The 23,209-nt window shown below is 69.6% G+C and carries 21 protein-coding genes; 9 read left to right on the top strand and 12 right to left on the bottom strand.

Annotated elements, in window-relative coordinates; all coding sequences use genetic code 11:
* Nucleotides 1-4 precede the first annotated feature (4 nt).
* Entirely contained in the window at nucleotides 5-430 is a 426-nt protein-coding gene (locus R9Z33_RS22125) for a DUF3830 family protein (RefSeq protein WP_318648742.1), read from the top strand.
* On the opposite strand, the gene R9Z33_RS22130 is transcribed toward R9Z33_RS22125, so the two are convergent.
* Genes R9Z33_RS22130 through R9Z33_RS22140 form a run of 3 tightly spaced genes read right to left on the bottom strand, consistent with a single transcriptional unit; the run spans nucleotide 417 to nucleotide 4,145 of the window.
* Nucleotides 417-1,733 (bottom strand): hypothetical protein, encoded by a 1,317-nt coding sequence (locus tag R9Z33_RS22130; RefSeq protein ID WP_318648743.1) that lies wholly within the window; start codon nucleotides 1,731-1,733, stop codon nucleotides 417-419. The genes R9Z33_RS22125 and R9Z33_RS22130 overlap by 14 nt on opposite strands.
* Nucleotides 1,726-3,390 carry a M3 family oligoendopeptidase gene (locus tag R9Z33_RS22135; protein WP_318648744.1) on the bottom strand — a complete coding sequence of 555 codons (1,665 nt, stop codon included), beginning with the start codon at nucleotides 3,388-3,390 and terminating at the stop codon, nucleotides 1,726-1,728. Before R9Z33_RS22135 ends, R9Z33_RS22130 begins: the two co-directional genes overlap by 8 nt.
* Before the next feature lie 2 nt (nucleotides 3,391-3,392).
* Nucleotides 3,393-4,145 carry a maleate cis-trans isomerase family protein gene (locus R9Z33_RS22140; RefSeq protein ID WP_318648745.1) on the bottom strand — a complete coding sequence of 251 codons (753 nt, stop codon included), beginning with the start codon at nucleotides 4,143-4,145 and terminating at the stop codon, nucleotides 3,393-3,395.
* Nucleotides 4,146-4,242: 97 nt separating this feature from the next.
* Between R9Z33_RS22140 and R9Z33_RS22145 the strand changes: the two genes are divergently transcribed.
* Together R9Z33_RS22145 and R9Z33_RS22150 are read left to right on the top strand one after the other, a co-directional pair.
* Nucleotides 4,243-5,211, top strand: coding sequence for a Bug family tripartite tricarboxylate transporter substrate binding protein (locus tag R9Z33_RS22145; RefSeq protein WP_318648746.1), 969 nt, complete (start codon nucleotides 4,243-4,245; stop codon nucleotides 5,209-5,211).
* A gap of 54 nt (nucleotides 5,212-5,265) precedes the next feature.
* Entirely contained in the window at nucleotides 5,266-5,805 is a 540-nt protein-coding gene (locus R9Z33_RS22150; RefSeq protein ID WP_318648747.1) for a carboxymuconolactone decarboxylase family protein, read from the top strand.
* On the opposite strand, the gene R9Z33_RS22155 is transcribed toward R9Z33_RS22150, so the two are convergent.
* Entirely contained in the window at nucleotides 5,806-6,672 is an 867-nt protein-coding gene (locus R9Z33_RS22155) for a helix-turn-helix transcriptional regulator (RefSeq protein ID WP_318648748.1), read from the bottom strand.
* A gap of 82 nt (nucleotides 6,673-6,754) precedes the next feature.
* On the opposite strand from R9Z33_RS22155, the gene R9Z33_RS22160 reads away from it, so the two are divergent.
* From R9Z33_RS22160 to R9Z33_RS22170, 3 genes are read left to right on the top strand one after another with little or no spacing between them, the layout of a single operon-like run.
* Entirely contained in the window at nucleotides 6,755-7,459 is a 705-nt protein-coding gene (locus R9Z33_RS22160; RefSeq protein WP_318648749.1) for an ABC transporter permease, read from the top strand.
* Nucleotides 7,456-8,142, top strand: coding sequence for an ABC transporter ATP-binding protein (locus R9Z33_RS22165; RefSeq protein ID WP_318648750.1), 687 nt, complete (start codon nucleotides 7,456-7,458; stop codon nucleotides 8,140-8,142). The genes R9Z33_RS22160 and R9Z33_RS22165 overlap by 4 nt, the downstream gene beginning before the upstream one ends.
* 5 nt (nucleotides 8,143-8,147) lie before the next feature.
* Entirely contained in the window at nucleotides 8,148-8,978 is an 831-nt protein-coding gene (locus R9Z33_RS22170; RefSeq protein WP_318648751.1) for a substrate-binding domain-containing protein, read from the top strand.
* On the opposite strand, the gene R9Z33_RS22175 is transcribed toward R9Z33_RS22170, so the two are convergent.
* Both R9Z33_RS22175 and R9Z33_RS22180 read right to left on the bottom strand, forming a co-directional pair.
* Nucleotides 8,965-10,548: an ABC transporter substrate-binding protein gene (locus R9Z33_RS22175; RefSeq protein ID WP_318648752.1), complete on the bottom strand. Its 1,584-nt coding sequence runs from the start codon at nucleotides 10,546-10,548 to the stop codon at nucleotides 8,965-8,967. The genes R9Z33_RS22170 and R9Z33_RS22175 overlap by 14 nt on opposite strands.
* Nucleotides 10,549-10,609: 61 nt before the next feature.
* Complete coding sequence (locus tag R9Z33_RS22180; protein ID WP_318648753.1) at nucleotides 10,610-11,815, bottom strand: CaiB/BaiF CoA transferase family protein; 1,206 nt, start codon at nucleotides 11,813-11,815, stop codon at nucleotides 10,610-10,612.
* Nucleotides 11,816-11,900: 85 nt separating this feature from the next.
* Here R9Z33_RS22180 and R9Z33_RS22185 point away from each other — a divergent pair, with 85 nt between their 5' ends.
* Nucleotides 11,901-12,947: an NAD(P)-dependent oxidoreductase gene (locus tag R9Z33_RS22185; protein ID WP_318648754.1), complete on the top strand. Its 1,047-nt coding sequence runs from the start codon at nucleotides 11,901-11,903 to the stop codon at nucleotides 12,945-12,947.
* A gap of 1 nt (nucleotide 12,948) precedes the next feature.
* On the opposite strand, the gene R9Z33_RS22190 is transcribed toward R9Z33_RS22185, so the two are convergent.
* The 4 genes from R9Z33_RS22190 to R9Z33_RS22205 all read right to left on the bottom strand — a co-directional run bounded on the left by R9Z33_RS22190 (nucleotide 12,949) and on the right by R9Z33_RS22205 (nucleotide 17,325).
* Nucleotides 12,949-14,022 (bottom strand): mandelate racemase/muconate lactonizing enzyme family protein, encoded by a 1,074-nt coding sequence (locus R9Z33_RS22190; RefSeq protein ID WP_318648755.1) that lies wholly within the window; start codon nucleotides 14,020-14,022, stop codon nucleotides 12,949-12,951.
* A gap of 61 nt (nucleotides 14,023-14,083) precedes the next feature.
* A complete protein-coding gene (locus R9Z33_RS22195) occupies nucleotides 14,084-15,586 on the bottom strand; it encodes a tripartite tricarboxylate transporter permease (RefSeq protein WP_318648756.1) in 1,503 nt (500 codons plus the stop codon).
* 205 nt (nucleotides 15,587-15,791) lie between these two features.
* Nucleotides 15,792-16,322, bottom strand: coding sequence for a tripartite tricarboxylate transporter TctB family protein (locus R9Z33_RS22200; protein ID WP_318648757.1), 531 nt, complete (start codon nucleotides 16,320-16,322; stop codon nucleotides 15,792-15,794).
* A 4-nt stretch (nucleotides 16,323-16,326) separates the two neighbouring features.
* Nucleotides 16,327-17,325 carry a Bug family tripartite tricarboxylate transporter substrate binding protein gene (locus tag R9Z33_RS22205; RefSeq protein WP_318648758.1) on the bottom strand — a complete coding sequence of 333 codons (999 nt, stop codon included), beginning with the start codon at nucleotides 17,323-17,325 and terminating at the stop codon, nucleotides 16,327-16,329.
* 191 nt (nucleotides 17,326-17,516) lie between these two features.
* On the opposite strand from R9Z33_RS22205, the gene R9Z33_RS22210 reads away from it, so the two are divergent.
* Together R9Z33_RS22210 and R9Z33_RS22215 are read left to right on the top strand one after the other, a co-directional pair.
* Entirely contained in the window at nucleotides 17,517-19,031 is a 1,515-nt protein-coding gene (locus R9Z33_RS22210; RefSeq protein ID WP_318648759.1) for an acyl--CoA ligase, read from the top strand.
* Nucleotides 19,031-20,005 (top strand): 2-dehydropantoate 2-reductase, encoded by a 975-nt coding sequence (locus tag R9Z33_RS22215; RefSeq protein ID WP_318648760.1) that lies wholly within the window; start codon nucleotides 19,031-19,033, stop codon nucleotides 20,003-20,005. Before R9Z33_RS22210 ends, R9Z33_RS22215 begins: the two co-directional genes overlap by 1 nt.
* Nucleotides 20,006-20,065: 60 nt before the next feature.
* On the opposite strand, the gene dnaJ is transcribed toward R9Z33_RS22215, so the two are convergent.
* Nucleotides 20,066-21,199 carry a molecular chaperone DnaJ gene (gene dnaJ, locus R9Z33_RS22220; RefSeq protein ID WP_318648761.1) on the bottom strand — a complete coding sequence of 378 codons (1,134 nt, stop codon included), beginning with the start codon at nucleotides 21,197-21,199 and terminating at the stop codon, nucleotides 20,066-20,068.
* An 80-nt stretch (nucleotides 21,200-21,279) separates the two neighbouring features.
* On the bottom strand, nucleotides 21,280-23,187 hold the full coding sequence (gene dnaK / locus R9Z33_RS22225) for a molecular chaperone DnaK (RefSeq protein ID WP_404830626.1): 1,908 nt from the start codon (nucleotides 23,185-23,187) through the stop codon (nucleotides 21,280-21,282).
* Nucleotides 23,188-23,209: the final 22 nt, after the last annotated feature.

The raw sequence follows: 23,209 nt of genomic DNA on the forward strand, positions 1-23,209 counted from the left end.
GATCGTGAGCGACATCACCATCAATATCGGCGGCGACATCTTCCAGGCGCGCTTCGAGACCGAGGCCGCGCCGCAGACTGTGGCGCGCTTCCGCCACCTGGTGCCCTACAAGGACCGCATCATCCATGTCCGCTGGAGCGGCGAGGCCTGCTGGATCCCGATGGGCGAGCGCGACCTCTCCATTGGCTATGAGAACGCGACGAGCTACCCCGCGCCGGGGCAGATCATCGTCTATCCGGGCGGCATCCCCGGGGCGGTGAGCGAGACGGAGATCCTGGTGGCCTATGGCCCCTGCTGCTTCGCCAGCAAGGCCGGGCAGCTGGCCGGCAACCACTTCCTGACCATCACGGCCGATCTCGACCGCCTGGCGAAGGTGTGCCGTTCGGTCCTGTGGGACGGCGCGAAGGACATCACCTTCAGCGCCGCCTGAGGGGCAGCAGCGCCAAGCCCACGGCGGCCGGCAGCAGCCAGATGATCCGCGCCTCATAGCGGTTCAGCGGCTTGGAGAGCGCGCCCGTCGCCGCGGCATTGCCGCCGATGGCGACGAGCGCGAAGAGGATGAGGGCGGCGCGCGGCACATCCCGCGCCCGCGCGGCGCGCCAGAGTAGCCACGGCGCCAGCAGCAGCGCCAGCAGCACCACCGGAAGATGGATGGGCAGGAAGGGCGCCGCCGCCGCGGGCAGCAGGCCGCGCGCCTGCAGCCCCGCATCGAAGCGCGCCAACTCGGCCGCCGGGAAGCCATGTTCGATCACCTCGCGCGTGCTGAAGAGCGAGGTGGGCACCAGCGTGTCGCCGACGCGGAACAGGGTGAGCTGGCGCAACGCGTTGCGGAGCATGGCCCAGGCCACCTCCTCCGGATAGGCGGCGATCGTCGCGCCCACGATCTCTCGCGCCTCGGGAACGGCGCGCAGGCCGCCCAGCTTGCGCAGGCTGCCATCGGCCTCGCTGTTGATCGGGCTTATGCCCCAGAGGAAATCCTCCGCATCCATCGGCAGGCGATCGAGGAAGCCACAGAGCCGCCAGCCCGGATCCTCTGGGCAGCGCGCCTGCATGAGACGCAGCGCGGGTCCGTCATCCTGCAACCGTGCCAGCAGGAAGATCGCGCCATGCGGCGAGGGCGCGAAGCGGCCGAAGGCGGCGTAATTCGCGCTCGCCAACACCAGCAGCGCGAGCATCGGCGGCGCGGCCACCCGCAGCACGGGGGCCAGACGCCGCGTCAGCAGCGCCGTCATCACGACCAACGCCAGGGCGGGCGGCAGATGCGCCATGTGGCCCGAGATGGCGAGCGCCCCGAGGAGGCCGACCGCCAGCATCTCGATCCGTGAGAGGCGGCCGAAGCCCAGCAGGAAGAGACAGAGCGGGCCAAGCGCCGTCAGCGCATCGGGCATCACCGTCGCCAGGAACCAGGGTGCGGAAGTCAGCGCCGCAAGCCCGCCGCAGACCAGCAGATGCGCCCCGGGCCCAGGCGCCTCGCGCAGCGCCCGCTGCGTCAGCCAGAGCAGCCAGGAGGCAAGCAGCCCCTGCGCCAGCGCCACCGGCCAGAGCGACCAGGCCCCATGCAGCGCATGGATCGCGGCACCATAGGTGAGCGACTTGTCCCAGGGCGGCACGCCCATCGTCGTCTGGCGGATGTAGGTGAAGCTGTCCACGAAGACGAGCGGATAGAGGTTCAGCGCGGCGGGCCAGACCAGCAGCAGCCCGCCGAGCAGAATCGCAAGCGGAATCCTAGCCAAGCGCCGCTTCCGCCTCCCGCACCACCTCGGCCAGCGCACCCTCCGCGAAGGGCGAGACCAGCCCCGCGCCATGCGCCAGTTCCTGGAAGGGGGCCGAGCCGCCGCGGGCGCACAGCGCCACATAGTCGTCCAGCGCGGCCCGCGCGTCGTGGCGGGACTTCACCCAGAACTGCATCGCGCAGCACAGCGCCAGCGTGTAGTCGATGTAGTAGAAGGGGCTGTTGTAGATGTGCTGCTTCGCCTGCCACCGCCCGCCCTTGGCGGGGTAGGCGAGGTCTCCATAGTCGGTCCAGGGCATGTAGAGCCGCTCCAGCCGCTGCCAGATGGCGTGGCGCTCGGCCGGGGTCGCGTTCGGGTTCGCGTGCACCTCGTGCTGGAAGTGGTCCACGCAGACGCCATATGGCAGGAAGGCGAGCGAGGAGATCAGGTGCATCCGGCGGAACCGGTCCGCCGCCGCCTCGCCCACCAGCAGCCCCATCTGCGGATGCGTCAGGAATTCGAGGCCCATGGAGTGGATCTCCGCTGCCTCCATGGTGGGCCAGAGCTGGTCGATACCCGGCAAATGGCGGCTTTCCCAGCACTGGAAGGCGTGGCCCATCTCATGCGTGAAGACGCCGATGTCGTGATGCGTGCCGTTGAAATTCGCAAAGATGAAGGGCACGCCGACCGTGGGGAAGGAGGTGCAGAAGCCGCCCCCCGCCTTGCCTGGCCGGTTCTTCAGATCAAGGAAGCCGCCCGCCTGCATCAGGCGGTAGAAGTCGGACAGGCGCGGGTCCATCCGGTCGAACATGGTCTGCGCGGCGGTCACCAGCGTGTCGTGGTCGCCGATGGGTGCCGGGTTGCCGGCGGGGTCGATGAGGGCCTCGTCCCAGTAGCGCAGGCGGTCCCAGCCGAAATGGGCGCGGCGGGCCTCCAGCAGCTTCGCCACCAGCGGCACCACATGGCGCACCACCTCCTCGCGATAGCGGGCGACATCCGCCGCGTCGTAATCCACGCGGCGCATGCGGCGATAGGCGAGCGGGATGAAATTCGCATCGCCCAGCTTCACCGCCATGCCATGCCGGAGCTTCACCAGCGAATCATAGATCTCGTCCAGCTCGGCGCCGTTCCGGGCGAAGAACTCCCAGCGCGCCGCCTCGGCCGCGTGGCGCATGGCGCGGTCCGCATGCTCGGCATAGGGGGCGAGGCCGGAGAGGTTCAGCTCCTTCCCGTCCAGCGCGATCTTCGCCGAGGCGAGCAGCGCCGTGTAGCGCGCGGAGAGCCGGGCCTCCTCCTCCAGGTCGGCCGCGATGGCGGGGTCGAAGGTGGTGATGTCCGTCTCCCACAGGCGCAGCACATGCGCGCCCACCAGCGCCTCGATGCCGGCGCGGTCCGGATCGGCCAGCAGGCGGCGCTTGATCGCCACCTCATGCCCGGTGGCGACGGGGGCGAGCTTGTCGGCGTATTCGCGGGCGGCCTTGGCCTCCTCATTGGCGGTGTCCTGCGCGAATCGCAGATGCACCAGCGCCGACCAGGTGTCATGCGCACGCCGCGCAGCATCCCATTGCGTGACCGCCGCCGCGCGGTCGCCCGCATCGAGCAGGGCGTTGATGGCGGCGGCCTCGGCCGCAAGGCTCGCCTCCGTCGGCGTGGGCGCCGTGATCTCGTCGAAACGCATGCTCAGAACTCCGCCATCAGCCGGCCGAAGCCGTCCATCTTGTCGGTGATGCCATTGGCGCGCAGCGCATGCCACCAGGTGGCGGTGTTGATCGCGATGACGGGCTTGCCAAGCCACATCTCGGCGGCCGCGGCGAGGCGCACCATGGAGAGGTTGGTGCCCACCTGCACGATGGCGTCCACATCATCGCCGTCCAGCTCCCGCAGCACGGGCACCAGCTCGGCCGGCGTCACCTCGGCGATGGCGGTCCAGCGCGGGCATTGAAGCGCCCTGTCCCGCACCGTCGAATAGCCCATGTCGCCGAAATAGCGGATCACCTCGGCATTCATGCTGGGCCAGTAGGGCGAGAGGATGGCGAGGCGCTTGACACCGCCATAGGCCTGCAAGGCCGCGTGGCAGGAATGCGAGCCGACGCTGATCCTGAGGCCGCTCTCCTCCTCCACGCTCCTGACGAAGCGGTCGGCGCCTTTCACGCCGTCGAAGAAGGTCACGGCGCTCATGCCCATCACGAGGTAGTCGGGCTCGCAGGTCATCACGCTGCGCACGGCGTCGAGCGTATTGGCGCCGATCACTTCGGCGCCGGCGCGGAAGGTCTCGTTGCTCACCGCATGGGCGTTGGGCGTGAAGATCCGGCTGTAATGCGCGGTGACGCCGGGCGGGCGCATCATGTCGAAGTCCGGCTGCACCACCGTGTTGGTGGAGGGGCCCATCACGCCGAATTTCTTCCGCCAGCCCAGCACGTCACGCATCGCCATCGCCTCTCTTCTCGGGGCCCCGAGTCTCGCGCCCCGCGCGACGGGGCACAAGCCGCGCTTGCGGGCGGAGGGGCGCGCATCCTATTCCGGGTTCACCATGAACCTGCTCCGCCGCCTCCTCCTCTCCGCCCCCCTGCTGCCGCTCGCGGCCCAAGCGCAGGAGGCCTGGCCCGCACGGGGGACGATCCGCTTCGTCGTGCCCGGGCCGGCGGGCGGCGCGGGCGATGTGACGGCGCGGCTGGTGATGGAGCGCCTCGCCGCCCGCCTCGGGCAGCAGATCGTGGTCGAGAACCGGCCGGGCGCCGGCACCAATATCGGCATGACGCTGGTCGCCCGCGCGGCGCCGGATGGCTATGTGCTGGGGCTGGCCAGCATCGCGAGCCATGCGGTGAACCGCAGCCTCTATCGCAACCTGCCCTTCGACCCGGTGGCGGATTTCGCGCCGGTCAGCCTGCTCGCGCTGGTGCCCAACATGATGGTGGTGCCGCCCGGGCTGCCGGTCTCGAACCTGGCTGAATTCGTGGCCTTCGCGCGGGCGCGCCCGGGGCAGATCAATTTCGGCTCGGTCGGCGCGGGCTCCTCGCAGCACCTGGCCGGCGCGCAATTCGCCCAGGCGACGGGGATCGAGCTGCAGCACATCCCCTACAATGCGGGCGGGCAGATGAACACGGACCTGATGGAGGGCCGCATCCAGGTGCTGTTCCAGTCGGTCAGCGCCGTGGCCGAACTGGCCCGCGCCGGGCGCGTGCGCCCGCTCGCCGTCACGGGCACGGAGCGCATCGCGGCCTTCCCCGAGGTGCCGACCCTGCGCGAGGGCGGCGTGGACATCGTCTCCACCGGCTGGTTCGGCGTGGTCGCCCCGGCGCAGACGCCCGCCGCCATCCTCGACCGGCTGCATGCCGAGACCATCGCCGCGCTGGCCGAGCCCGAACTCGCCGCGCGCCTCGCGGCCGGCGGCAGCCTGCCGCGCGCCTCCGCCAGCCGTGCCGATTTCGCGCGCTTCATGGCGGAGGAGACGGCACGCTGGGCCCCGGTGGTGCGCGCCACGGGCGCGACCGCGGATTGAAGCGCGACGCGGCCCGGTCCACCCTGCCCATTCCCACCCGGCAGGAGCAGAGCCATGGCCCGCGTGCGTTCCATCCCCTCGAGCGAGCTGCCCCCTGATCTCGCGGCCATCTACGAGGATTTCGCCGGGCAATACGGGCCCTTCCGCAATCAGGTCGCGGTCATCGCGCATGTGCCGGCCGCACTCCGCCACCTCATGCCCATGCTGATGGAGCTGCGCGCGGCGGCCACCCTGCCCAAGCGCTACCTGGAGATCGCCATCGTCGTCGTCTCGCGCCTGAACGAGTGCCATTACTGCGTGGCGCACCACAAGCCCTTCCTGGTCGTGGCCGGCGTCTCGCCCGAGGCGGTGGACCGCATCATGGACGCCGACCTGCCCGCGGAATTCGACGCGGTGGACCGGCTGGTGATCCGCTATGCCAAGGTCGCCTGGGAGACGCCCAACCGGGTCACGCCGAAGCTGCACGCCGAATTGCTGGAGCATTTCACCGAGGCGCAGATCGTGGAGCTCACGCTGCGCATCACGCTCTGCGGCTTCTTCAACCGCTTCAACGATGCGCTGCAGATCGAGGAGGAGGAAGAGGTCCACGCCTAGTCAGAGGTTGAAGGAAACCCGCCCCGTCTCGGTCACGTCATAGCCGCCCATCCGCGCGGCCCGCTCGGCGAAGAGCGGCGTACGGGCGAAGGCGAGCAGCGCCTGCATCGGCGCCTCGAAGGCGTCGCGCCGGTGCAGGACCAGGTCGAACCGCTCCCGCAGCAGCGGCACGAAGCCGAGGGCGGCGCGGGCAGCCTCGGCGCGGATGCCGAAGCCCGCATCGGCCGCGCCGCGCAGCACGGCGGCGGCCACCTCATCCTCGGCCAGCGCGGGTTCAGGCAGGAAGGCCACGTCGCGGAGCGCCACACCGGCATCGCTCAACAGGCCCACCAGCGCCACATGGCTGCCGGCGCGCGGCTGGCGGCCGATAACGCGCAGGCCCGGCCGCGCGAGGTCCGCGATGGCGGAGAGCCCGGCCGGATTGCCGGGCGGCGTGATCAGCCCCTGCTCGCGCCAGGCCCAGGTGAGGCCCACCAGCGGCGCGCCGGGCAGGGCGGCGCGCACCGCGGCCTCGTTGAAGCCGCCCTCCTCGTCGCGCAGGTGCAGCGCGGCGACCAGGGCGGTGCCGGCCACCAGCGCATCCAGCCCATCCAGGCTGCCGCCCGCCCTGAGTGCAAGGCCGCAGCCCGATTGCCGCACCGCCCAGTCCAGCAGGGGATCATGGCTGCCGGCCAGGATGGGCGGCGGCGCGGCGCGGCCCCCGGCCTCGGCCTGATCCACCAGCCAGCGGCGCAGCGCCTCGGCCGGGAACACCCATTTGCCGCCCACCAGCGCCGCCGGCAGGCGCCGCGCGCGGGCGAGGTCGTAGAGGGCGCGTTCGGAGAGGCGGAGGAACTGCGCGGCCTCCTTCAGGGTCCAGACATCCATCCGGCAAATATCGGCAAATGACGGCAGATGATCAATTCATCTCGCCGTGGACGCCAGAAAGCGCCGGGCTTACAGCCGTGTCATGCAAGATCTCGGGGCCGCATTCCAGCAGGCGCTGGGCCTCGTCGCCGCGGGCGATGCGGGGCTCTGGGCGATCATCGCCCTCAGCCTGCGCGTCTCGCTCACCGCGACCCTCATCGCCGCCTGCATCGGCCTGCCGCTGGGCGCGCTGCTCGCCGTTGCACGCTTTCCCGGGCGGCAGGGCCTGCTTGTGCTGCTCAACGCGCTGATGGGTCTGCCGCCGGTGGTGGCGGGGCTCGTGATCTACATCCTGCTCTCCCGCTCCGGCCCGCTCGGCCCGCTCGGCCTGCTCTTCACGCCGACGGCCATGGTGATCGCGCAGGCCGTGCTCATCACCCCCATCCTCGCGGCGCTGACGCGCCAGGTGCTGGAGGGGATGTGGGAGGAATATGCCGAGCAGCTGCGCTCGCTGGGCTCCGGCCCGGGCCGCGCCGTGCGCACCCTGCTTTGGGACGGGCGCTTCGCGCTGTTGACCGTGCTGCTGGCGGGCTTCGGCCGCGCCTCGGCCGAGGTCGGCGCCGTCATGGTGGTGGGCGGCAACATCGAGGGCTTCACCCGCGTGATGACCACCGCCATCGCGCTCGAGACCAGCAAGGGCGACCTGCCCTTGGCGCTCGGCCTCGGCATCGTGCTCATGGCGATCGTGCTCGGCGTGAATGCGGCGGCGCAGTTGCTGCGCGAGGCCTCGGCCCGGTGGTCGGGATGAGCGGCCCCATGTTGCGCGCCGAGGGGCTGGGCTACAGCGTGGGCGGCCTGCCCCTGTTGCAGGGGCTGGACTTCACCATCGGCCCGGGCGCGCCCAGCTTCATCATCGGCCCGAATGGCGCGGGGAAGTCCACGCTGCTGCGCCTGCTGCATCGCCTCCTGCCGCCCAGCACGGGGCAGGTGCTGAGTGCGGGCATCGGGCGGCAGGCCATGCTCTTCCAGAAGCCCGTGCTGCTCCGCCGCAGCGTCGCGCAGAACATCGCGCATGCGCTCTCGCTCGCCGGCATCCAGGAGCCGGGCCGCATCCCCGCCGCGCTGGAGGAGGTGGGGCTGCCGCACCTGGCCCACCGGCCCGCGCGCCTGCTCTCGGGTGGCGAGCAGCAGCGCGTGGCCCTCGCCCGCGCCCTCGCCCTGCGGCCCGACATCCTGTTCCTCGACGAACCCACCGCGAGCCTCGACCCCGCCGCGACGCGCGCGGTGGAGGCGATCCTCGCCCGCACAGCCCAGCGCGGCGTGAAGATCGTGATGACCACGCATGACCTGCACCAGGCGCGCCGCCTCGCCGGCGAGATCCTGCTGCTGCACCAGGGCCGCCTCGTCGAGCAGGCCGCGGCCGGGACCTTCTTTTCATCCCCCGCCAGCGCCGAGGCCCAGGCCTTCCTGCGCGGCGACATCCTGGAGTGAGACGCATGTTCCGCCGCCCCCTCCTTGCCCTCGCGCTGCTGGCGACGCCCGCCCCCCTGCCCGCCTGGGCGCAGGAGCGCGTCATCACCATCAGCAGCACCACCAGCACCGAGCAGTCGGGCCTGTTCGGGCATATCCTGCCGCTCTTCCGGGAGCAGACCGGCATCACCGCGCGCGTGGTCGCACTCGGCACCGGCCAGGCGCTGGATGTGGGACGCCGCGGCGACGCGGACGTGGTCTTCGTGCATGACCGCGCGGCAGAGGAGCGCTTCGTGGCGGAGGGCTTCGCCACGCGCCGCCAGCACGTGATGTTCAATGATTTCGTGATCATCGGGCCCGCCCATGACCCCGCGCGCATCGCAGGCTCGCGCGATGCCGTGGCCGCCCTACGCCGCATCGCCGAGGCGCGCGCGCCCTTCGTCAGCCGCGGCGACCGCAGCGGCACCCATGCGGCGGAGCTGCGCCTCTGGCAGCAGGCCGGCGTGGAGCCTGCGGGAAACTGGTATCGCGCCGTGGGCCAGGGCATGGGCCCGGCACTGAACACCGCGGCGGCGCAGAACGCCTATATCCTGGCGGACCGCGGAACCTGGCTCTCCTTCCGCAACCGGCAGGAGCTGCGCGTGCTGACCGAGGGCGATCAGCGCCTGTTCAACCAGTATGGCGTGATGCTGGTGAACCCTGCGCGCCACAGCCACGTGAAGGCACGCGACGGGCAGGCCTTCGTGGACTGGATCGTCTCGCCCGCCGGGCAGGCCGCCATCGCCGGCTACCGCATCAATGGCGAGCAGCTCTTCTTCCCGAACGCGACGCAGCCCGAATCGGTCACGTCTTCCTGACGTTCCAGAAGAGCGGCGCGCCCTGCACGATGCCGCTGACGTTGCGGCGATGGGCGGTGGCCAGGAAATACTGGCCGAGCGGGATCATCGGCACATCCTGCATGGCCTGTGCCTGGATGCGGCGCGCGATGGCCTGCTGCGCCGCGAGATCGGGCGCGTCGAACCAGGCGTTGCGGAGGTTCTCCAGCTCCGGGCTGTCGGGCCAGCCGATCCAGCCATTCGTGCCATTGCCGCGCAGGCCGAGATGCCCGGCCGGCGAGGCGAAATCCTGCCCGCCGCCGAAGGTGAAGAAGGCGGACCAGCCGCCGCGCTCCACCGGCTCGCGCGAGGTGCGGCGGGAGAGCACCGTGCCCCAGTCCAGCGCCTGGTAGTCGAGGTTGATGCCGATGCGGCGGAACAGGTCGCCGCCCACCTCCGACATGGCGCGCAGGAACGGCAAGTCCGTCGGTACGATCAGCACCATCCGCTGCCCGTTATAGCCGGCCGCCGCCAATTCGCGCCGCACGCGATCGAGGTCGCGCGGTGAGGTCAGCGCCCCCATCGCCTCGTCATTGGCGAGCGGCGTGCCGGGCGTGAAGACGCCCACATTGCCGCGCCAGAGATCGGGGTTGTTGCCGACGATGGCCTGCATGAAGTCCGGCTGGTTGATGGCGCCCAGGATGGCGCGCCGGATGGCGGGATTGTTGAAGGGCGGCTGCAGGTGGTTGAAGCGCAGGAAGCCCACCCAGCCCGAGGTCTCGAGCGTGGAAATCTCGATGTTGCGGTTGCGGCGCAGCGTGGGCAGCAGGTCGGTCACCGCCTGTTCCCACCAATCCACCTCGCCCGCCTGGAGCGCGGCTGAGGCCGTCGCCGCATCGGGCATCACCACCCATTCGACGCGGTCGAGATTGGCCACCTTGCCGCCGGCGGTGAAGCTCGGCGCGCCCTCGCGCGGGACATAGCCGTCGAAGCGCGCATAGACGGTGCGGGCACCCGCCACGCGTTCGCCGGGGACGAAGCGATAGGGGCCGGAGCCGATGATCTCCGTCACCTGCGTCGCCGAATCGGTGCGGGCCAGGCGCTCGGGCATGATGAAGGGGACGGTGACGGTGGTCTTGCCGAGCGCGGCCGGCAGCAGCGGGAAGGGCTTCTTCAGGCGGAAGCGCAGGCGCCGGTCATCCAGGGCCACGAGTTCATCCGTCGCGGCGAAGAGCGCCTGGCCGAAGGCATCGCGGGCACCCCAGCGGCGCAGGCTCGCCACCGCATCGGCCGCACGCACCGGCTCGCCATCATGGAAGCGCAGGCTGGGGCGGAGCGTGATGGTCCAGGTCTTGCCCTCATCCTCGACGACGTGCCCCTCGGCCATCTGCGGTTGGGGCGCGAAGTTCGCATCGGTGCCGTAAAGCGTGTCATAGACGAGATAGGCGTGGTTGCGACTGACGAAGGCGGTGGACCAGAGCGGATCAAGCACCGTCACGTCCGATTGGGGCACGAAGCGCAGCGAGCGCGCTCCCTGCGCGGCGACCATGGCGGGCGCGGCGAGGCCGGCGATCGGCGCGGCGAGCAGGCTGCGGCGGGGAAGCTGGGTCATGCGGGGGCTCCGTCACATGTCCAAGACATGATGCGAAGGTCATCCACACAAGTCCACGGAATTAATCGGGCAGGATCAGCGCCCGCGCCGCGACCAGGGCCGCAATCGCCGCCTCGTCCAACCCCGCCTCGCGCAGCACCTCCCGCCCATGCTCACCCAGGCGCGGCGTGGGACGGCGCGGGATCTCGCCATGGGCGGAGAAACGCACCGGCGCCGCCATCCGCGTCAGCGCGCCCTCGCTCGGGTGCTGCTCCGGCTGGAAGAAACCGCGCGCGTTGAGGTGCGGATCGGCACGCAGGCTGGGCAGGTCATGCACCGGGGCGCAGGGCAGGTCGGCCGCTTCCAGCAGCGCCAGCCATTCCGCCGTGCCCCGCGTGGCGAAGATGGTGGCAAGCTCGGCATAGAGCTCATCGATGTGGCGCAGCCGCGTGGTGTGGTTCTTCAGGCGCGGGTCCTGCGTCATCCGCTCGGGCGTCCCGATGGCGGCGAAGAAGCGCTCCCATTGCGCCTGGTTGTAGATCATCACGCCGATGAAGCCGTCCCGCGTCGCATAAGGCTTGCGGTCGGGGCTGATGAGGCGGGCATAGCCGCCCTGGTCGGTCGGCGGCTCGAAGCCGAGGCCGCCCATGTGGTCGCCCAGCACCATGCTGGCCATCACCTCGAACATCGGCACCTCCACCTCCTGCCCCAGGCCGGTGCGGCTGCGCTCCAGCAGAGCGGCGAGGATGCCCGAGAGCGCGTGCATGCCGCCCACGCGATCGGCCAACGCGAAGGGGGCATAGCGCGGCGCAGCGGCGCCTTGCGCCAGCGCCAGATGCGCGAGGCCGCCGATGCCCTGGATCAGGTCGTCATAGGCGGGCTTCTCCGCATAGGGGCCGTCCTGCCCGAAGCCGACCAGCGCGCAGAAGACGAGGCGCGGATCAGCCGCGCGCAGCGTCGCCGAATCGAGGCCGAGGCGCTGCAGTGCGCGCGGGCGGACATTGGTGATGACCACGTCGCAGGTGCGGGCCACGGCCAGCGCCGCATCCCGCGCGGCGGGCTGCTTCAGGTCCAGGCAGAGGCCGCGCTTGCCGCGGTTGAGCGTGAGGAAGATCGCCCCCATGCCTGGGTTGCGCGCAGGCTCGGTGTGGCGCGTCACATCGCCCTCGGGCGCTTCCAGCTTGATGACCTCGGCGCCCATCTCGGCCAGGAGCTGCGTGGCGTAGGGGCCGAAGAGCACCGTCGTCATGTCGAGCACGCGGATGCCCGCGAGTGGTCCGGCGCCCATATGCGTCTCCCCCTGTGTATCGGGAGGGCAGGCTAGCCAAGCGGCGCGGCTTGGGCGAGCCTGCGCCGCAAACGGGAGACCCAAGTTGCAAAGATTCCGCATCGGCTATGTCGGCTTCGTGCCGCACCCCAATTTCCTGGCGACCGCGGCGCAGGACCCGGCGCTGGAGATTGTCCATATCCCGCTGGAGGCCAGCACGGGCGAGCAGATCCAGGCGCTCTCCTCCTGCCATGGCTACTACGTCATGGCGGCACGCGATGAGCTGCCCCTGCCGCTGCATGTGCATGCCGAGCTGCTGGGCAAGCTGCCTAATCTGCTGATGGCCGCGAGCTACGGCGCGGGCTACGACCCCTGCAACCCGGAGGCCTGCACGGATGCGGGCGTGCTGCTGGTGAACCAGGCCGGCGGCAATGCGGAGGGTGTCGCGGAGCACGCTGTTGGCATGATGCTGGCCTGCCTGAAGCGCATGCCGGAGGCGCAGGCCTCCATGATCGCCGGCACGGCGCGCAACCGCGCGACGCTGCTGGGCCGGGAGCTGCGCGGCAAGGTGGTGGGCCTGGTGGGCTTCGGCCATGTGGGCCGGCGCGTGGCTGAGATCGTGAAGGCCGCCTTCGGTAACCGCGTCCTGGTCTGCGACCCCTATCTGGACGCCGCCACCATCGCCGCGCATGGCGGCGAGAAGGTGGATTTCGGCACGCTGCTGGCCGAGGCCGACGTGGTCAGCATCCATTGCCCGCTGACGCCCGAGACGCGCGGCATGATCAATGCCGCGGCCTATGCCGCGATGAAGAAGGGCGTGATCTTCGTCACCACCGCGCGCGGCTCCATCCATGACGAGGCGGCGCTGTTCGACGCGCTGGAATCGGGCCAAGTGGCGAGCGCGGGCCTGGATGTCTGGGAGGTGGAACCGCCGCCGGTGGACCACCCGCTGCTGCACCACCGTGCCGTCATCGCGAGCCAGCACACGGCGGGTGTGACCGAGGAAAGCCGCGCGAACATCACGAAGATCGCCGCACTCGCCTTCTCCGAGCTGGCCGCCGGGCGCATGCCGCCGCGCATCGTGAACCCGGAGGTGAAGCCGCGCTTCATCGAGCGCTACACCGCGGCCTTCGGCAAGCCACCGATCGGGTAACTCAGAAGGCGGGCGCGAGGCCGAGGCCGGGCCCGTCGGGCACCGCCATGAAGCCCTCGCGCACTGCCAGGGACTGGCCATAGGGGGGCGTTGCGAGGTCGGCGTAGTAGACCTCGATCGGCGCCTCCTGCTCCTGCGCGGCCAGCACATGCAGCGTGGCCAGCAGGCCCGGGCCGAAATAGGGCGAGTGCGGCACGAGGGTCACGCCCGCCGCATGCGCCAGCCGTGCCACCTCCATCAGCCCGGTGACGCCGCCGATCTTGGTGACGCTGGGCTGCGCCACATCCAGCGCGCCGGCGGCAAAGAGCGCCGCGAAGTCCGTGGGGCTGCCGGCATTCTCGCCGCCCGCGATGGCGACGCCCGCCGCCGCGCGCACGCGGGCGATAGCGGGCGCATCCTCGGGCGGCCAGATCGGCTCCTCCACCCAGCGCACATTCATCCCCCGGACGGCCTGGCAGAAGGCGATGGCCTCGGCCTCGGTCGCCCAGGCGCAGTTGATGTCGAGCATGAGCGGGATCTGGGACGGAGCCGCATCGCGCGCCGCACGGATGCAGGCCAGGTCCACCTCATGCAGCTTGATCTGGCGGTAGCCCTCGGCCACCGCAGCCGCCGTGTTGCGGGCGACATCCTCCGGGACGCCGTAGCGCAGCAGGCTGGCATAGGCGGGCACGCGTGCCCGTCCCGCGCTGCCCAGCAGCGCGTGCAGCGGCTGGCCCGCCCGCTGCGCCGCCAGATCCCAGAGCGCGATGTCGAGGCCGGAGAGCGCGAAGGTGATGGGCCCATTGCGCCCGAAATTGTGGAAGCGCCGCGCCAGCATGCGCGTGAGGCCCGCGATGTCCGTCGCATCCTGGCCGAGGCAGGCGGGGGTGAGCAGGCGGTCCAGCGCGTCCTTCGTGGTCTCGACCAGGTTGAAGCCGAAGCCCTCGCCCCAGCCCACGCGGCCATCCTCCGTCTCCACGCGGAGGATGAGCGTGTCCATGTCCTTGAGATGGAGGTTGCCGCCCACACCCGCGCTGCCCGCGCCATAGGTGAAGCTGCTCCGCTGGATGCGGCTTTCGATGCCGGTGATCTTCATGGCGTGTCCCCTGCCCCCGGGCCGATGCTGGCACCGGCGCGGGCGCGGGGCTACCCCGCCATCAGGCGGGCTTCGGACTGCGGAAGCCAGCCATGAGCTTGCTGATGGCGGGGTAGAACATCAGAGTCAGCCCCGCCACCATGATGGTGCCGACCAGCCAGTTCGAGAAGAAGACGGCGAGCGAACCTTCACTGATCAGGAGCGCCTGGCGGAAGCTCTCCTCCGTGCGGTCCCCCAGCACCAGGGCGAGCACGAGCGGCGCCAACGGGTAGTCCAGCTTCTTCATCACATAGCCGATGACGCCGAAGATGAGCATCAGCACCACGTCGAACTCCGCGCTGTTCACCGTGTAGGCGCCGATGGCGCAGACCATGAGGATGATGGCGGCGATGATCGAGAAGGGCACGCGCAGGATCATCGCGAACCAGGGCACGGCTGCCAGCACGATGATGAGGCCCACGATGTTGCCCAGATACATCGAGGCGATCAGGCCCCAGACGAAATCCTTCTGTTCGACGAAGAGCATGGGCCCCGGCTGCAGCCCCCACATGATCAGGCCGCCCAGCAGCACGGCCGCGGTGGGCGAGCCCGGCACGCCAAGCGAGAGCATGGGCAGCAGGGCCGAGGTGCCGGCCGCATGCGCCGCCGTCTCGGGCGCGATGACGCCCTCGACGCGGCCCTTGCCGAAGCTCTCCTTGTCGGTCGCCATGCGGCGGGCCACGCCGTAGCTCATGAAGCTCGCCGGCGTGGCGCCGGCCGGAGTGACGCCCATCCAGCAGCCGATGACCGAGGAGCGGATGAACAGCCACCAGTGGCGCGGCAGCTCGGACCAGGTCTTGAGCATGGTCCGAAGGGTGATCTTCGCGGACTGCCCTTTGAAGCGCAGCCCTTCCTCGATGGACTGGAAGATCTCGGAGAGGCCGAACAGACCGATGACAACGACGAGGAAATCAATGCCGCGCATCAGCTCCATCGAGCCGAAGGTCATGCGCAGCTGGCCCGTCACGCCATCGAGGCCCACGCCCGCCAGCAGGAAGCCGAACATCATCGCGGCCAGCGCCTTGAAGGGCGACCCCTTGGACAGGCCGATGAAGCAGGCAAACGAAAGAAACATCACCGCGAAGAATTCGGGCGGGCCGAATTGCAGCGCGAATTGCGCGACGAGCGGCGCGACGAAGGTGATCATCAGCACGGCGATGAAGGCGCCGACGAAGCTGGAGGTGAAGGCCGCCACCAGCGCCTCGCCCGCGCGGCCCTGCTGCGCCATGGGGTAGCCGTCGAAGGTCGTGGCGACGGACCAGGGCTCGCCCGGGATGTTGAAGAGGATGGAGGTGATGGCCCCGCCGAAGAGTGCGCCCCAGTAGATGCAGGAGAGCAGGATGATGGCGCTGACCGGCGGCAGGGCGAAGGTCAGCGGCAGCAGGATGGCGATGCCGTTCGCGCCACCCAGGCCCGGCAGCACGCCGATCAGCACGCCGAGCACGATGCCGGCCACCATCAGGATGATGTTCTCCGGCTGCAGGGCAACCGCGAAGCCCTGCATCAAGAGGCTGATTTCTTCCATCAGTGCGAACCCTTCAGCGCCGCCGGGCGCAGGAGTGCAGCATCAAGCGCCACCGCGACGGCGCGCGCGCCGGGGAGCCCCGATGCGGCTTTGCCGCATCGGGATGAGCTGAGTTTGGAGAGAACGAGGCCCGGTGGCCCCGCGAAGATTTCGGCGGCGGAAGGCCGCGCAGCCGGCATTCCGCCGGCGAAGGCTTCGTGGGGAGCTAGTAGCCCAGATAGGTTTCGAGCGGGCCCTTGGGCAGGGCGACGAGGAACCACAGCTCGAAGATCGCGAAGGCCACGCCCGCCGCCAGTGCGCCCGAGGGGAGGGAAACGACGGAGCGGAACTCGCCGAAGCGGATCATGAAGAAGGCGATCAGCAGCGCGGAGCTGACATAGATCCCGGCGAAGGGAATCACGGCCACATAGACCGCCGTCGGCACCAGCACGGAAGCGACCATCCGCAGCTGCGGCCAGGTGGCGAAGAGCGCGCCTTCGGCCTTGGCACCGGGCTTCAGCGCCATGGCGAGGTTCACCAGGCTGGCACCAACAAGGATGAGGCCGAGCCAGAAGGGGAAGTAGCCCGATTGCGGCCCGTCGCCAGCCCAGCCCGCGCCGATCCGCAGGCTGTCCATGATGGCGATGCCACCCACGGCCATGAGGATGACGGCGGTGCCGATCTCCATGCCCTTCATGCTGGGGCCGCGCTCGGCGGCCGCTTCAACCAGGGTGTCGTTTCCGGTGGTGACGCTCATGGGTTCAGCCTCCAGTGGCCAGGAAGCCAGCTTCCTGCATCAGGGAACGGTGACGCGCCTCCTCGCGCGTCAGCCACTCGACGAAGGGCGCGCCCGTCATCGTCGTGGTGTTGAAGGCGCCATTGGCCATCAGGTCGCGCCATTCGGGCGTCTGCGTCACGCGGTTCAGCAGCTCGGTGTAGAAGGCGACCTGAGGCGCGGTGATGCCGGGCGCGGCGAAGACGCCACGCAGCATCAGGTATTCGACGTCGAGCCCCGCCTCCTTGCAGGTGGGGATGTCCTGCCAGCCCATCGTGTCGGTGATGCGGCCCTCGCCCGGCAGGCGGCGCGTATCGAAGACGCAGAGCGGGCGCAGCGTGCCCGCGCGCCAATGGGTCACCGCCTCGATCGGGTTGTTCACCGTGGCCTGGATATGGCCGCCGACGAGCTGCGTCGCCACCTCGCCGCCGCCGCGGAAGGGCACGTAGATGAACTCCGTGCCCATGGCGCGCTGCATGGCGACGGTGATGATCTGGTCTTCCTGCTTGGAGCCGGTGCCGCCGATGCGGATGCGCCCGGCCTTCGCGGCCTCCACGAATTGCTGGAGGTTCTGCCAGGGCGACGAAGCGTTCACCCAGAGCACGAATTCGTCCAGCGCCATCATCTTCACCGGCGTCAGGTCTCGCCAGGAGAAGGGGATGCCCGTGGACATCGGCGTGGTGAAGAGGTTGGAGAGGCTGATGATCAGCAGATGCGGGTTGCCGCGCGCGTTGCGGGCCTCGAGGAAGCCCTCGGCGCCGGCGCCGCCCGCCTTGTTCACCACCATCATCGGCTGGCGCATCAGGCTGTGCTTGGTGATGATGCCCTGGATGATGCGGGCCATCTGATCGGCGCCGCCGCCGGTGCCGGCGGGGACGATGAACTGCACGGGGCGCTGCGGCTCCCAGGCGCGCTGCGCCTGCGCGGCGCCGGAGACCGCAAGACCGGCCCCGATCATCGGCAATTGGCGACGACTGAGCATCATGGGCAAGGGCCTCCTATGGCGTGAACCGTGCCTGTAAATGCCCTTTACAAAGCCGCTTGGAACCCCTCTCGTTCCGTAAAGGAGTCAATTGGCTGTGAAGCGATGAAAAGCTTGCAAAGCCGCTTGGCAGCCTTCCGCTTCCGCGCGATGCCGCGCTTCATTGGGTCCGTGTTCCAGGAGAACTGCGTTTCATGAGTGCGATCAGCAACCTCGGTGAATTGTTGCAACGCGGTGCCGCCGCGGCGCCGGCGCTCCGCGCGCCCGGCCGCCCGGCGCTGACGCATGAGGGGCTGCGCGCGCTCGCCGCCGGCACCGTCGCCGCTCTGAACGCGAAGGGCATCGGCCGCGGCGATCGCGTGGCCATCGTGCTGCCCAATGGGCCCGAGATGGCGGCCGCCTTCCTCTGCGTCGCCGCCGGCGCGTCCACCGCGCCGCTCAACCCCTCCTACAAGGGCGACGAGTTCACCTTCTACCTCGATGACCTGAAGCCCAAGGCGATCATCGTGCAGCAGGCCGACGCGACGCCCGCGCGCGCCTCGGCGGAGGCGCTGGGGATTCCGGTGCTGGAGCTGATTCCCGGCGAGGCGGCCGGCAGCTTCACGCTGCAGGGCGGCACGCCCGGCACGGCCAGCAAGCCCGGCATGGCCGAAGCCGATGACGAGGCGCTGGTGCTGCACACCTCCGGCACCACGGCGCGGCCGAAGATCGTGCCGCTCAGCCAACGCAACATCACGGCCTCCGCGCGGCACATCGGCACCGCGCTGGAGCTCTCGGAGAGCGATTGCTGCCTGAACATCATGCCGCTCTTCCACATCCACGGGCTGATCGCGGCGGTGCTGTCGAGCGTCGCGGCCGGTGGCGCGGTGTGCTGCACCGGCGGCTTCGATGCGCTGAAGTTCTTCCGCCTGCTCGATGAGGAACGCCCCACCTGGTACACAGCGGTGCCGACGATGCACCAGACCATCCTCAGCCGCGCCGATCGCAATGCCGAGATCATCCAGCGCGCGAAGCTGCGGCTGATCCGCTCCTCCTCGGCCTCGCTGCCCGGGCCGGTGATGGAGGCGATGGAAGCCACCTTCGGCTGCCCGCTGGTCGAGAGCTACGGCATGACGGAGGCGGCACACCAGATGGCCTCCAACCCGCTGCGCGGCAAGCGCAAGCCCGGCGCCGTCGGCCTGCCCGCCGGCCCCGAGGTGCGCATCATGTCCGACGAGGGCGAGTTCCTGCCGCAGGGCGAGGTGGGCGAGGTGGTGATCCGCGGCCCCAACGTCACCGCGGGCTATGAGGCGAATCCGGAAGCCAATGCCAAGGCCTTCACCAATGGCTGGTTCCGCACAGGCGACCAGGGGATGCTGGACGCGGATGGCTATCTCCAGCTCACCGGCCGGCTCAAGGAACTCATCAACCGCGGCGGCGAGAAGGTGAGCCCGCTGGAGGTGGATGGCGTTCTCTCCGCGCACTCTGCCGTGGCGCAGGCGCTGACCTTCGCCATCCCGCACAGCAAGCTGGGCGAGGAAGTGGGTGCGGCCGTCGTGCTGCGCGAAGGCGCTGAACTGACCGAGCGCGAGCTGCGCGACTTCGCGGCGAAGTACCTGGCGGACTTCAAGGTGCCGCGGAAGGTCGTCTTCCTGCCCGAGATTCCGAAGGGAGCCACGGGCAAGCTGATGCGTATCGGACTCGCTGAGAAGCTGGGGATTTCGCTCTGATGAAGATCTGCGTGTTTGGCGCCGGCGCCATTGGCGGGCTGATGGCGGCGAAGATGGCGGCGGCAGAATCGGCCGAGGTCACGATCATCGCGCGCGGGCCGCATCTGGCTGCGATGCAGAAGAACGGCCTGAAGCTGATCAGCGAGGGGCAGGAGACGATCGTGTATCCGCGCTGCGTCGCCACCGCGGAGGAGGCGGGCGTGCAGGATGCGGTGATCGTCACGCTGAAGGCGCATTCGCTGGCGGGTGCGGCCAAGCAGATGCAGCCGCTGCTGGGGCCCGAGACCTCCATCGTCTCGGCCGTGAACGGCATCCCCTGGTGGTATTTCCATAAGATCGGCGGCCAGTATGAAGGCCGGCGCGTGGAGAGCGTGGATGCGGGCGGCGAGGTCTCGGCGCTGCTGGCGCCGGAGCGCGCCATCGGCTGCATCGTCTACCCGGCGGCGGATGTGCCGGAGCCCGGCGTGATCGAGCACACCTATGGCGACCGCTTCACGCTGGGCGAGCCGAGTGGCGAGCGCACGCCACGCGTGGAGGCGGTGGCCAAGGCGCTGGTGGCGGCGGGGTTCAAGGCGCCGGTGCGGCCCAAGATCCGCGATGAGATCTGGGTGAAGCTCTGGGGCAATCTCGCCTTCAACCCGATCTCGGCGCTCACGGTGAATACGCTGGACCAGCTGACGGGTGATCCCGGCCAGCGCGAGGTGGCGCGGAACATGATGCTGGAGGCGCAGGCGATCGGCGAGGCGCTGGGCGTGCGATTCGCGATCGACGTGGACAAGCGCATCGCTGGCGCGGCGGAAGTGGGCGCGCATCGCACTTCGATGCTGCAGGACCTGGAGCGCGGCCGCCCGATGGAGATCGAGGCGCTCTTGGGCGTGATCGTGGAATTCGCGGAATTGACCGGTTTGCCAGCGCCCACCTGTCGCACCGTTCTGGCGCTCGTGCGCGCCCGCGCCCGCGCAGCCGGGCTCTGAGATCAGGGGGCCGGGGCCTCACGGCCCCGGCAGGTCCAGGGCAGCGCCCTGGACGTTCCTTTACCGACCCAGCCCGTCCCAGAACTCCTTCACCTTCGCGAAGAAGCCCTCGCTTTCCGGGCTGCTCTTGCCACCCTGCACCGCCTCGGCCTCGAAGGCCTCAAGCAGCTCGCGCTGCTTGGCGGTGAGGTTCTGCGGCGTCTCGACGACGACCTGGACATACATGTCACCGCGGGCGGGGTTGCGCAGCACGGAGAAGCCCTTGCCGCGCAGGCGGAAATTGTCGCCCGTCTGGGTGCCGGCCGGGATCTTCACGGCTGAGCGGCCGCCATCAATGGAGGGCACCTCCACGCTCGCGCCAAGTGCGGCCTGCGTCATCCGCAGGGGCACACGGACCATGATGTTGGGCCCCTCGCGCTGGAAGATCGGGTGCGGCTTTACGCCGATATCCACGTAGAGATCGCCTGCCGGCGCACCGCGCAGCCCGGCCTCGCCCTCGCCGGTCAGGCGGATGCGGGTGCCGTCCTCGACGCCGGCCGGGATGGTCACGTTCAGCGTCCGGTCGCGCTGCACGCGGCCCGAACCCGAGCAGACCTTGCAGGGGTTCTTGATGATCTTGCCCGAGCCCGAGCAGGTGGGGCAGGTGCGCTCGATCAGGAAGAAGCCCTGCTGCGCGCGGATCTTGCCCGAACCGCGGCAGGTGCCGCAGGTGGTGGCGGACGCGCTGCCGCCCTCGGCGCCCGAACCGTTGCAAGCCTCGCAGGAGACACTGCTGGGCACGCGGATGGTCTTCTTCGTGCCGGCGAAGGCCTCTTCCAGGGTAATCTGGACTTCCTGGCGGAGATCGGCGCCGCGACCGGTCGCCTGGCGGCCGCCGCGCCCGCCGAAGCGGCCGAACATTTCCTCAAAGATGTCCTCGAAGCCGCCGCCGCCGAAGGGATTCCCGCCGCCCCCACCGCCGCCGCCGCCCTCGAAGGCGGCGTGGCCGAAGCGGTCATAGGCGGCGCGCTTGTCGCCATCCTTCAGCACCTCGTAGGCCTCGTTCACCTCCTTGAAGCGGGCCTCCGCCTTCGCATCCCCCTGGTTGCGGTCGGGATGGAACTGCATCGCGAGCTTGCGATAGGCCTTCTTGAGCTCGTCCTCGGAGGCGTCCCGGCTGACGCCGAGCACTTCATAATAATCGCGCTTGGCCATGGTCACTCCTGGGCGGAATTACAGAGACGCCCGGGCCATCACTGACCCGGGCGCTGGAAGCCATCGGACTGAGGCGATGCTCAGCCCTTCTTCTTCTTCGGGTCCACTTCCTCGAACTCGGCGTCCACCACCTTGTCGTTGGGCTTGGTGGCATCCGGGCCGGGCTCGGGCTGGGGCGAAGCCTGCTCGGCCTTGTACATCGCCTCGCCGATCTTCATCGCGGCCTGGCTCAGCTTCTCGGCGGCCGCGTTGATGGCCTCCGCATCGCCGCTCTCCATGGCCGCGCGCGCCTCGGTGATCAGCGCCTCGGCGGCGGCGCGCTCATCGGCCGGCACCTTGTCGCCATTCTCGCGGATGGTCTTCTCGGTGGAGTGCACCAGCGTGTCGAGCTGGTTGCGCGCCTCGACCGCCTCGCGGCGCTTCTTGTCGGCTTCGGCATTGGCCTCGGCATCGCGCACCATCTTCTCGATGTCGGCGTCGGAGAGACCCGACTTCGCCTGGATCTTGATCTGGGTCTCCTTGCCGGTGGCCTTGTCCTTCGCCGAGACGCTGACGATGCCGTTCGCGTCGATGTCGAAGGTCACTTCCACCTGCGGCACGCCGCGCGGTGCGGGGGGGATGCCCTGCAGGTCGAAATTGCCGAGCAGCTTGTTGTCCGCCGCCATCTCGCGCTCACCCTGGTAGACCTTGATGGTGACAGCCGTCTGGTTGTCATCCGCGGTCGAGAAGGTCTGCGACTTCTTGGTGGGGATCGTCGTGTTGCGGTCGATCAGGCGCGTGAACACGCCGCCCAGCGTCTCGATGCCGAGCGAAAGCGGCGTCACGTCGAGCAGCAGCACATCCTTCACGTCGCCCTTGAGGACGCCGCCCTGGATGGCGGCGCCGATGGCGACCACCTCGTCAGGGTTCACGTTGCGGGCAGGGTCCTTGCCGAACTTCTGCTTCACCGCCTCGATGACCTTGGGCATGCGCGTCATGCCGCCGACCAGGATGACCTCGTCGATCTCACCGGCGGAGAGCCCGGCATCCTTCAGCGCCTGCTCCACCGGCGCCATGGTGCGGGCGACGAGGTCCTCCACCAGCGACTCCAGCTTGGCGCGGGTCAGCTGCATGACGAGGTGCTTCGGGCCGGACGCATCGGCGGTGATGAAGGGCAGGTTGATCTCGGTCTGCTTCGAGCTGGAGAGCTCGATCTTGGCCTTCTCGCCGGCTTCCTTCAGGCGCTGCAGAGCGAGCTTGTCGCCGCGCAGGTCGATGCCGTTCTCCTTCTTGAACTCATCGGCCAGGTAGTCGATCACGCGCTGGTCAAAATCCTCGCCGCCCAGGAAGGTGTCGCCATTGGTGGACTTCACCTCGAAGACGCCGTCGCCGATCTCGAGGATGGAGACGTCGAAGGTGCCGCCGCCGAGGTCATAGACCGCGATGGTGCCCGAGGTCTTCTTGTCCATGCCGTAGGCGAGGGCCGCGGCCGTCGGCTCGTTGATGATGCGCAGCACCTCGAGGCCCGCGATGGCGCCGGCCTCCTTCGTCGCCTGGCGCTGGGCGTCGTTGAAATAGGCGGGCACGGTGATGACGGCCTGCGTCACCTTCTCGCCGAGATAGGCCTCGGCCGTGTCCTTCATCTTGGTGAGGACGTTGGCGCTGATCTGCTGCGGGGCATACTTCTTGCCCTCGACCTCGACCCAGGCGTCGCCATTGTCGGCCTTCACGATGCTGAAGGGGGCGAGGCCCTTCTCCTTCTGCACCATGGCGTCGTCGAACTTGCGGCCGATGAGGCGCTTGACGGCGTAGAGGGTGTTGTTCGGGTTGGTCACGGCCTGGCGCTTGGCGCTCTGGCCCACCAGACGCTCGCCATTCTTCGCGAAGGCGACCATGGAGGGGGTGGTGCGCGCGCCCTCCGCGTTCTCCAGGACCTTCACCTCGCCGCCTTCCATGATGGCGACGCAGGAATTGGTGGTCCCGAGGTCAATACCGATGACTTTGCTCATGCGAGCATGCTCCTGTGCGGCG

The organism is Sediminicoccus rosea (assembly GCF_033547095.1).
GTDB classification, from domain to species: domain Bacteria; phylum Pseudomonadota; class Alphaproteobacteria; order Acetobacterales; family Acetobacteraceae; genus Roseococcus; species Roseococcus rosea.

What these genes read in the sequence shown, in the direction of transcription:
- R9Z33_RS22200 (WP_318648757.1), bottom strand. Translation starts at nt 16,322, where the DNA reads ATGAGCGTCACCACCGGAAACGACACCCTGGTTGAAGCGGCCGCCGAG.
- R9Z33_RS22190 (WP_318648755.1), bottom strand. Translation starts at nt 14,022, where the DNA reads ATGAAGATCACCGGCATCGAAAGCCGCATCCAGCGGAGCAGCTTCACC.
- dnaJ (WP_318648761.1), bottom strand. Translation starts at nt 21,199, where the DNA reads ATGGCCAAGCGCGATTATTATGAAGTGCTCGGCGTCAGCCGGGACGCC.
- R9Z33_RS22210 (WP_318648759.1), top strand. Translation starts at nt 17,517, where the DNA reads ATGAGTGCGATCAGCAACCTCGGTGAATTGTTGCAACGCGGTGCCGCC.
- R9Z33_RS22215 (WP_318648760.1), top strand. Translation starts at nt 19,031, where the DNA reads ATGAAGATCTGCGTGTTTGGCGCCGGCGCCATTGGCGGGCTGATGGCG.
- R9Z33_RS22180 (WP_318648753.1), bottom strand. Translation starts at nt 11,815, where the DNA reads ATGGGCGCCGGACCACTCGCGGGCATCCGCGTGCTCGACATGACGACG.
- R9Z33_RS22145 (WP_318648746.1), top strand. Translation starts at nt 4,243, where the DNA reads ATGAACCTGCTCCGCCGCCTCCTCCTCTCCGCCCCCCTGCTGCCGCTC.
- R9Z33_RS22140 (WP_318648745.1), bottom strand. Translation starts at nt 4,145, where the DNA reads ATGGCGATGCGTGACGTGCTGGGCTGGCGGAAGAAATTCGGCGTGATG.
- R9Z33_RS22170 (WP_318648751.1), top strand. Translation starts at nt 8,148, where the DNA reads ATGTTCCGCCGCCCCCTCCTTGCCCTCGCGCTGCTGGCGACGCCCGCC.
- R9Z33_RS22195 (WP_318648756.1), bottom strand. Translation starts at nt 15,586, where the DNA reads ATGGAAGAAATCAGCCTCTTGATGCAGGGCTTCGCGGTTGCCCTGCAG.
- R9Z33_RS22135 (WP_318648744.1), bottom strand. Translation starts at nt 3,390, where the DNA reads ATGCGTTTCGACGAGATCACGGCGCCCACGCCGACGGAGGCGAGCCTT.
- dnaK (WP_404830626.1), bottom strand. Translation starts at nt 23,187, where the DNA reads ATGAGCAAAGTCATCGGTATTGACCTCGGGACCACCAATTCCTGCGTC.
- R9Z33_RS22205 (WP_318648758.1), bottom strand. Translation starts at nt 17,325, where the DNA reads ATGATGCTCAGTCGTCGCCAATTGCCGATGATCGGGGCCGGTCTTGCG.
- R9Z33_RS22150 (WP_318648747.1), top strand. Translation starts at nt 5,266, where the DNA reads ATGGCCCGCGTGCGTTCCATCCCCTCGAGCGAGCTGCCCCCTGATCTC.
- R9Z33_RS22155 (WP_318648748.1), bottom strand. Translation starts at nt 6,672, where the DNA reads ATGGATGTCTGGACCCTGAAGGAGGCCGCGCAGTTCCTCCGCCTCTCC.
- R9Z33_RS22175 (WP_318648752.1), bottom strand. Translation starts at nt 10,548, where the DNA reads ATGACCCAGCTTCCCCGCCGCAGCCTGCTCGCCGCGCCGATCGCCGGC.
- R9Z33_RS22160 (WP_318648749.1), top strand. Translation starts at nt 6,755, where the DNA reads ATGCAAGATCTCGGGGCCGCATTCCAGCAGGCGCTGGGCCTCGTCGCC.
- R9Z33_RS22165 (WP_318648750.1), top strand. Translation starts at nt 7,456, where the DNA reads ATGAGCGGCCCCATGTTGCGCGCCGAGGGGCTGGGCTACAGCGTGGGC.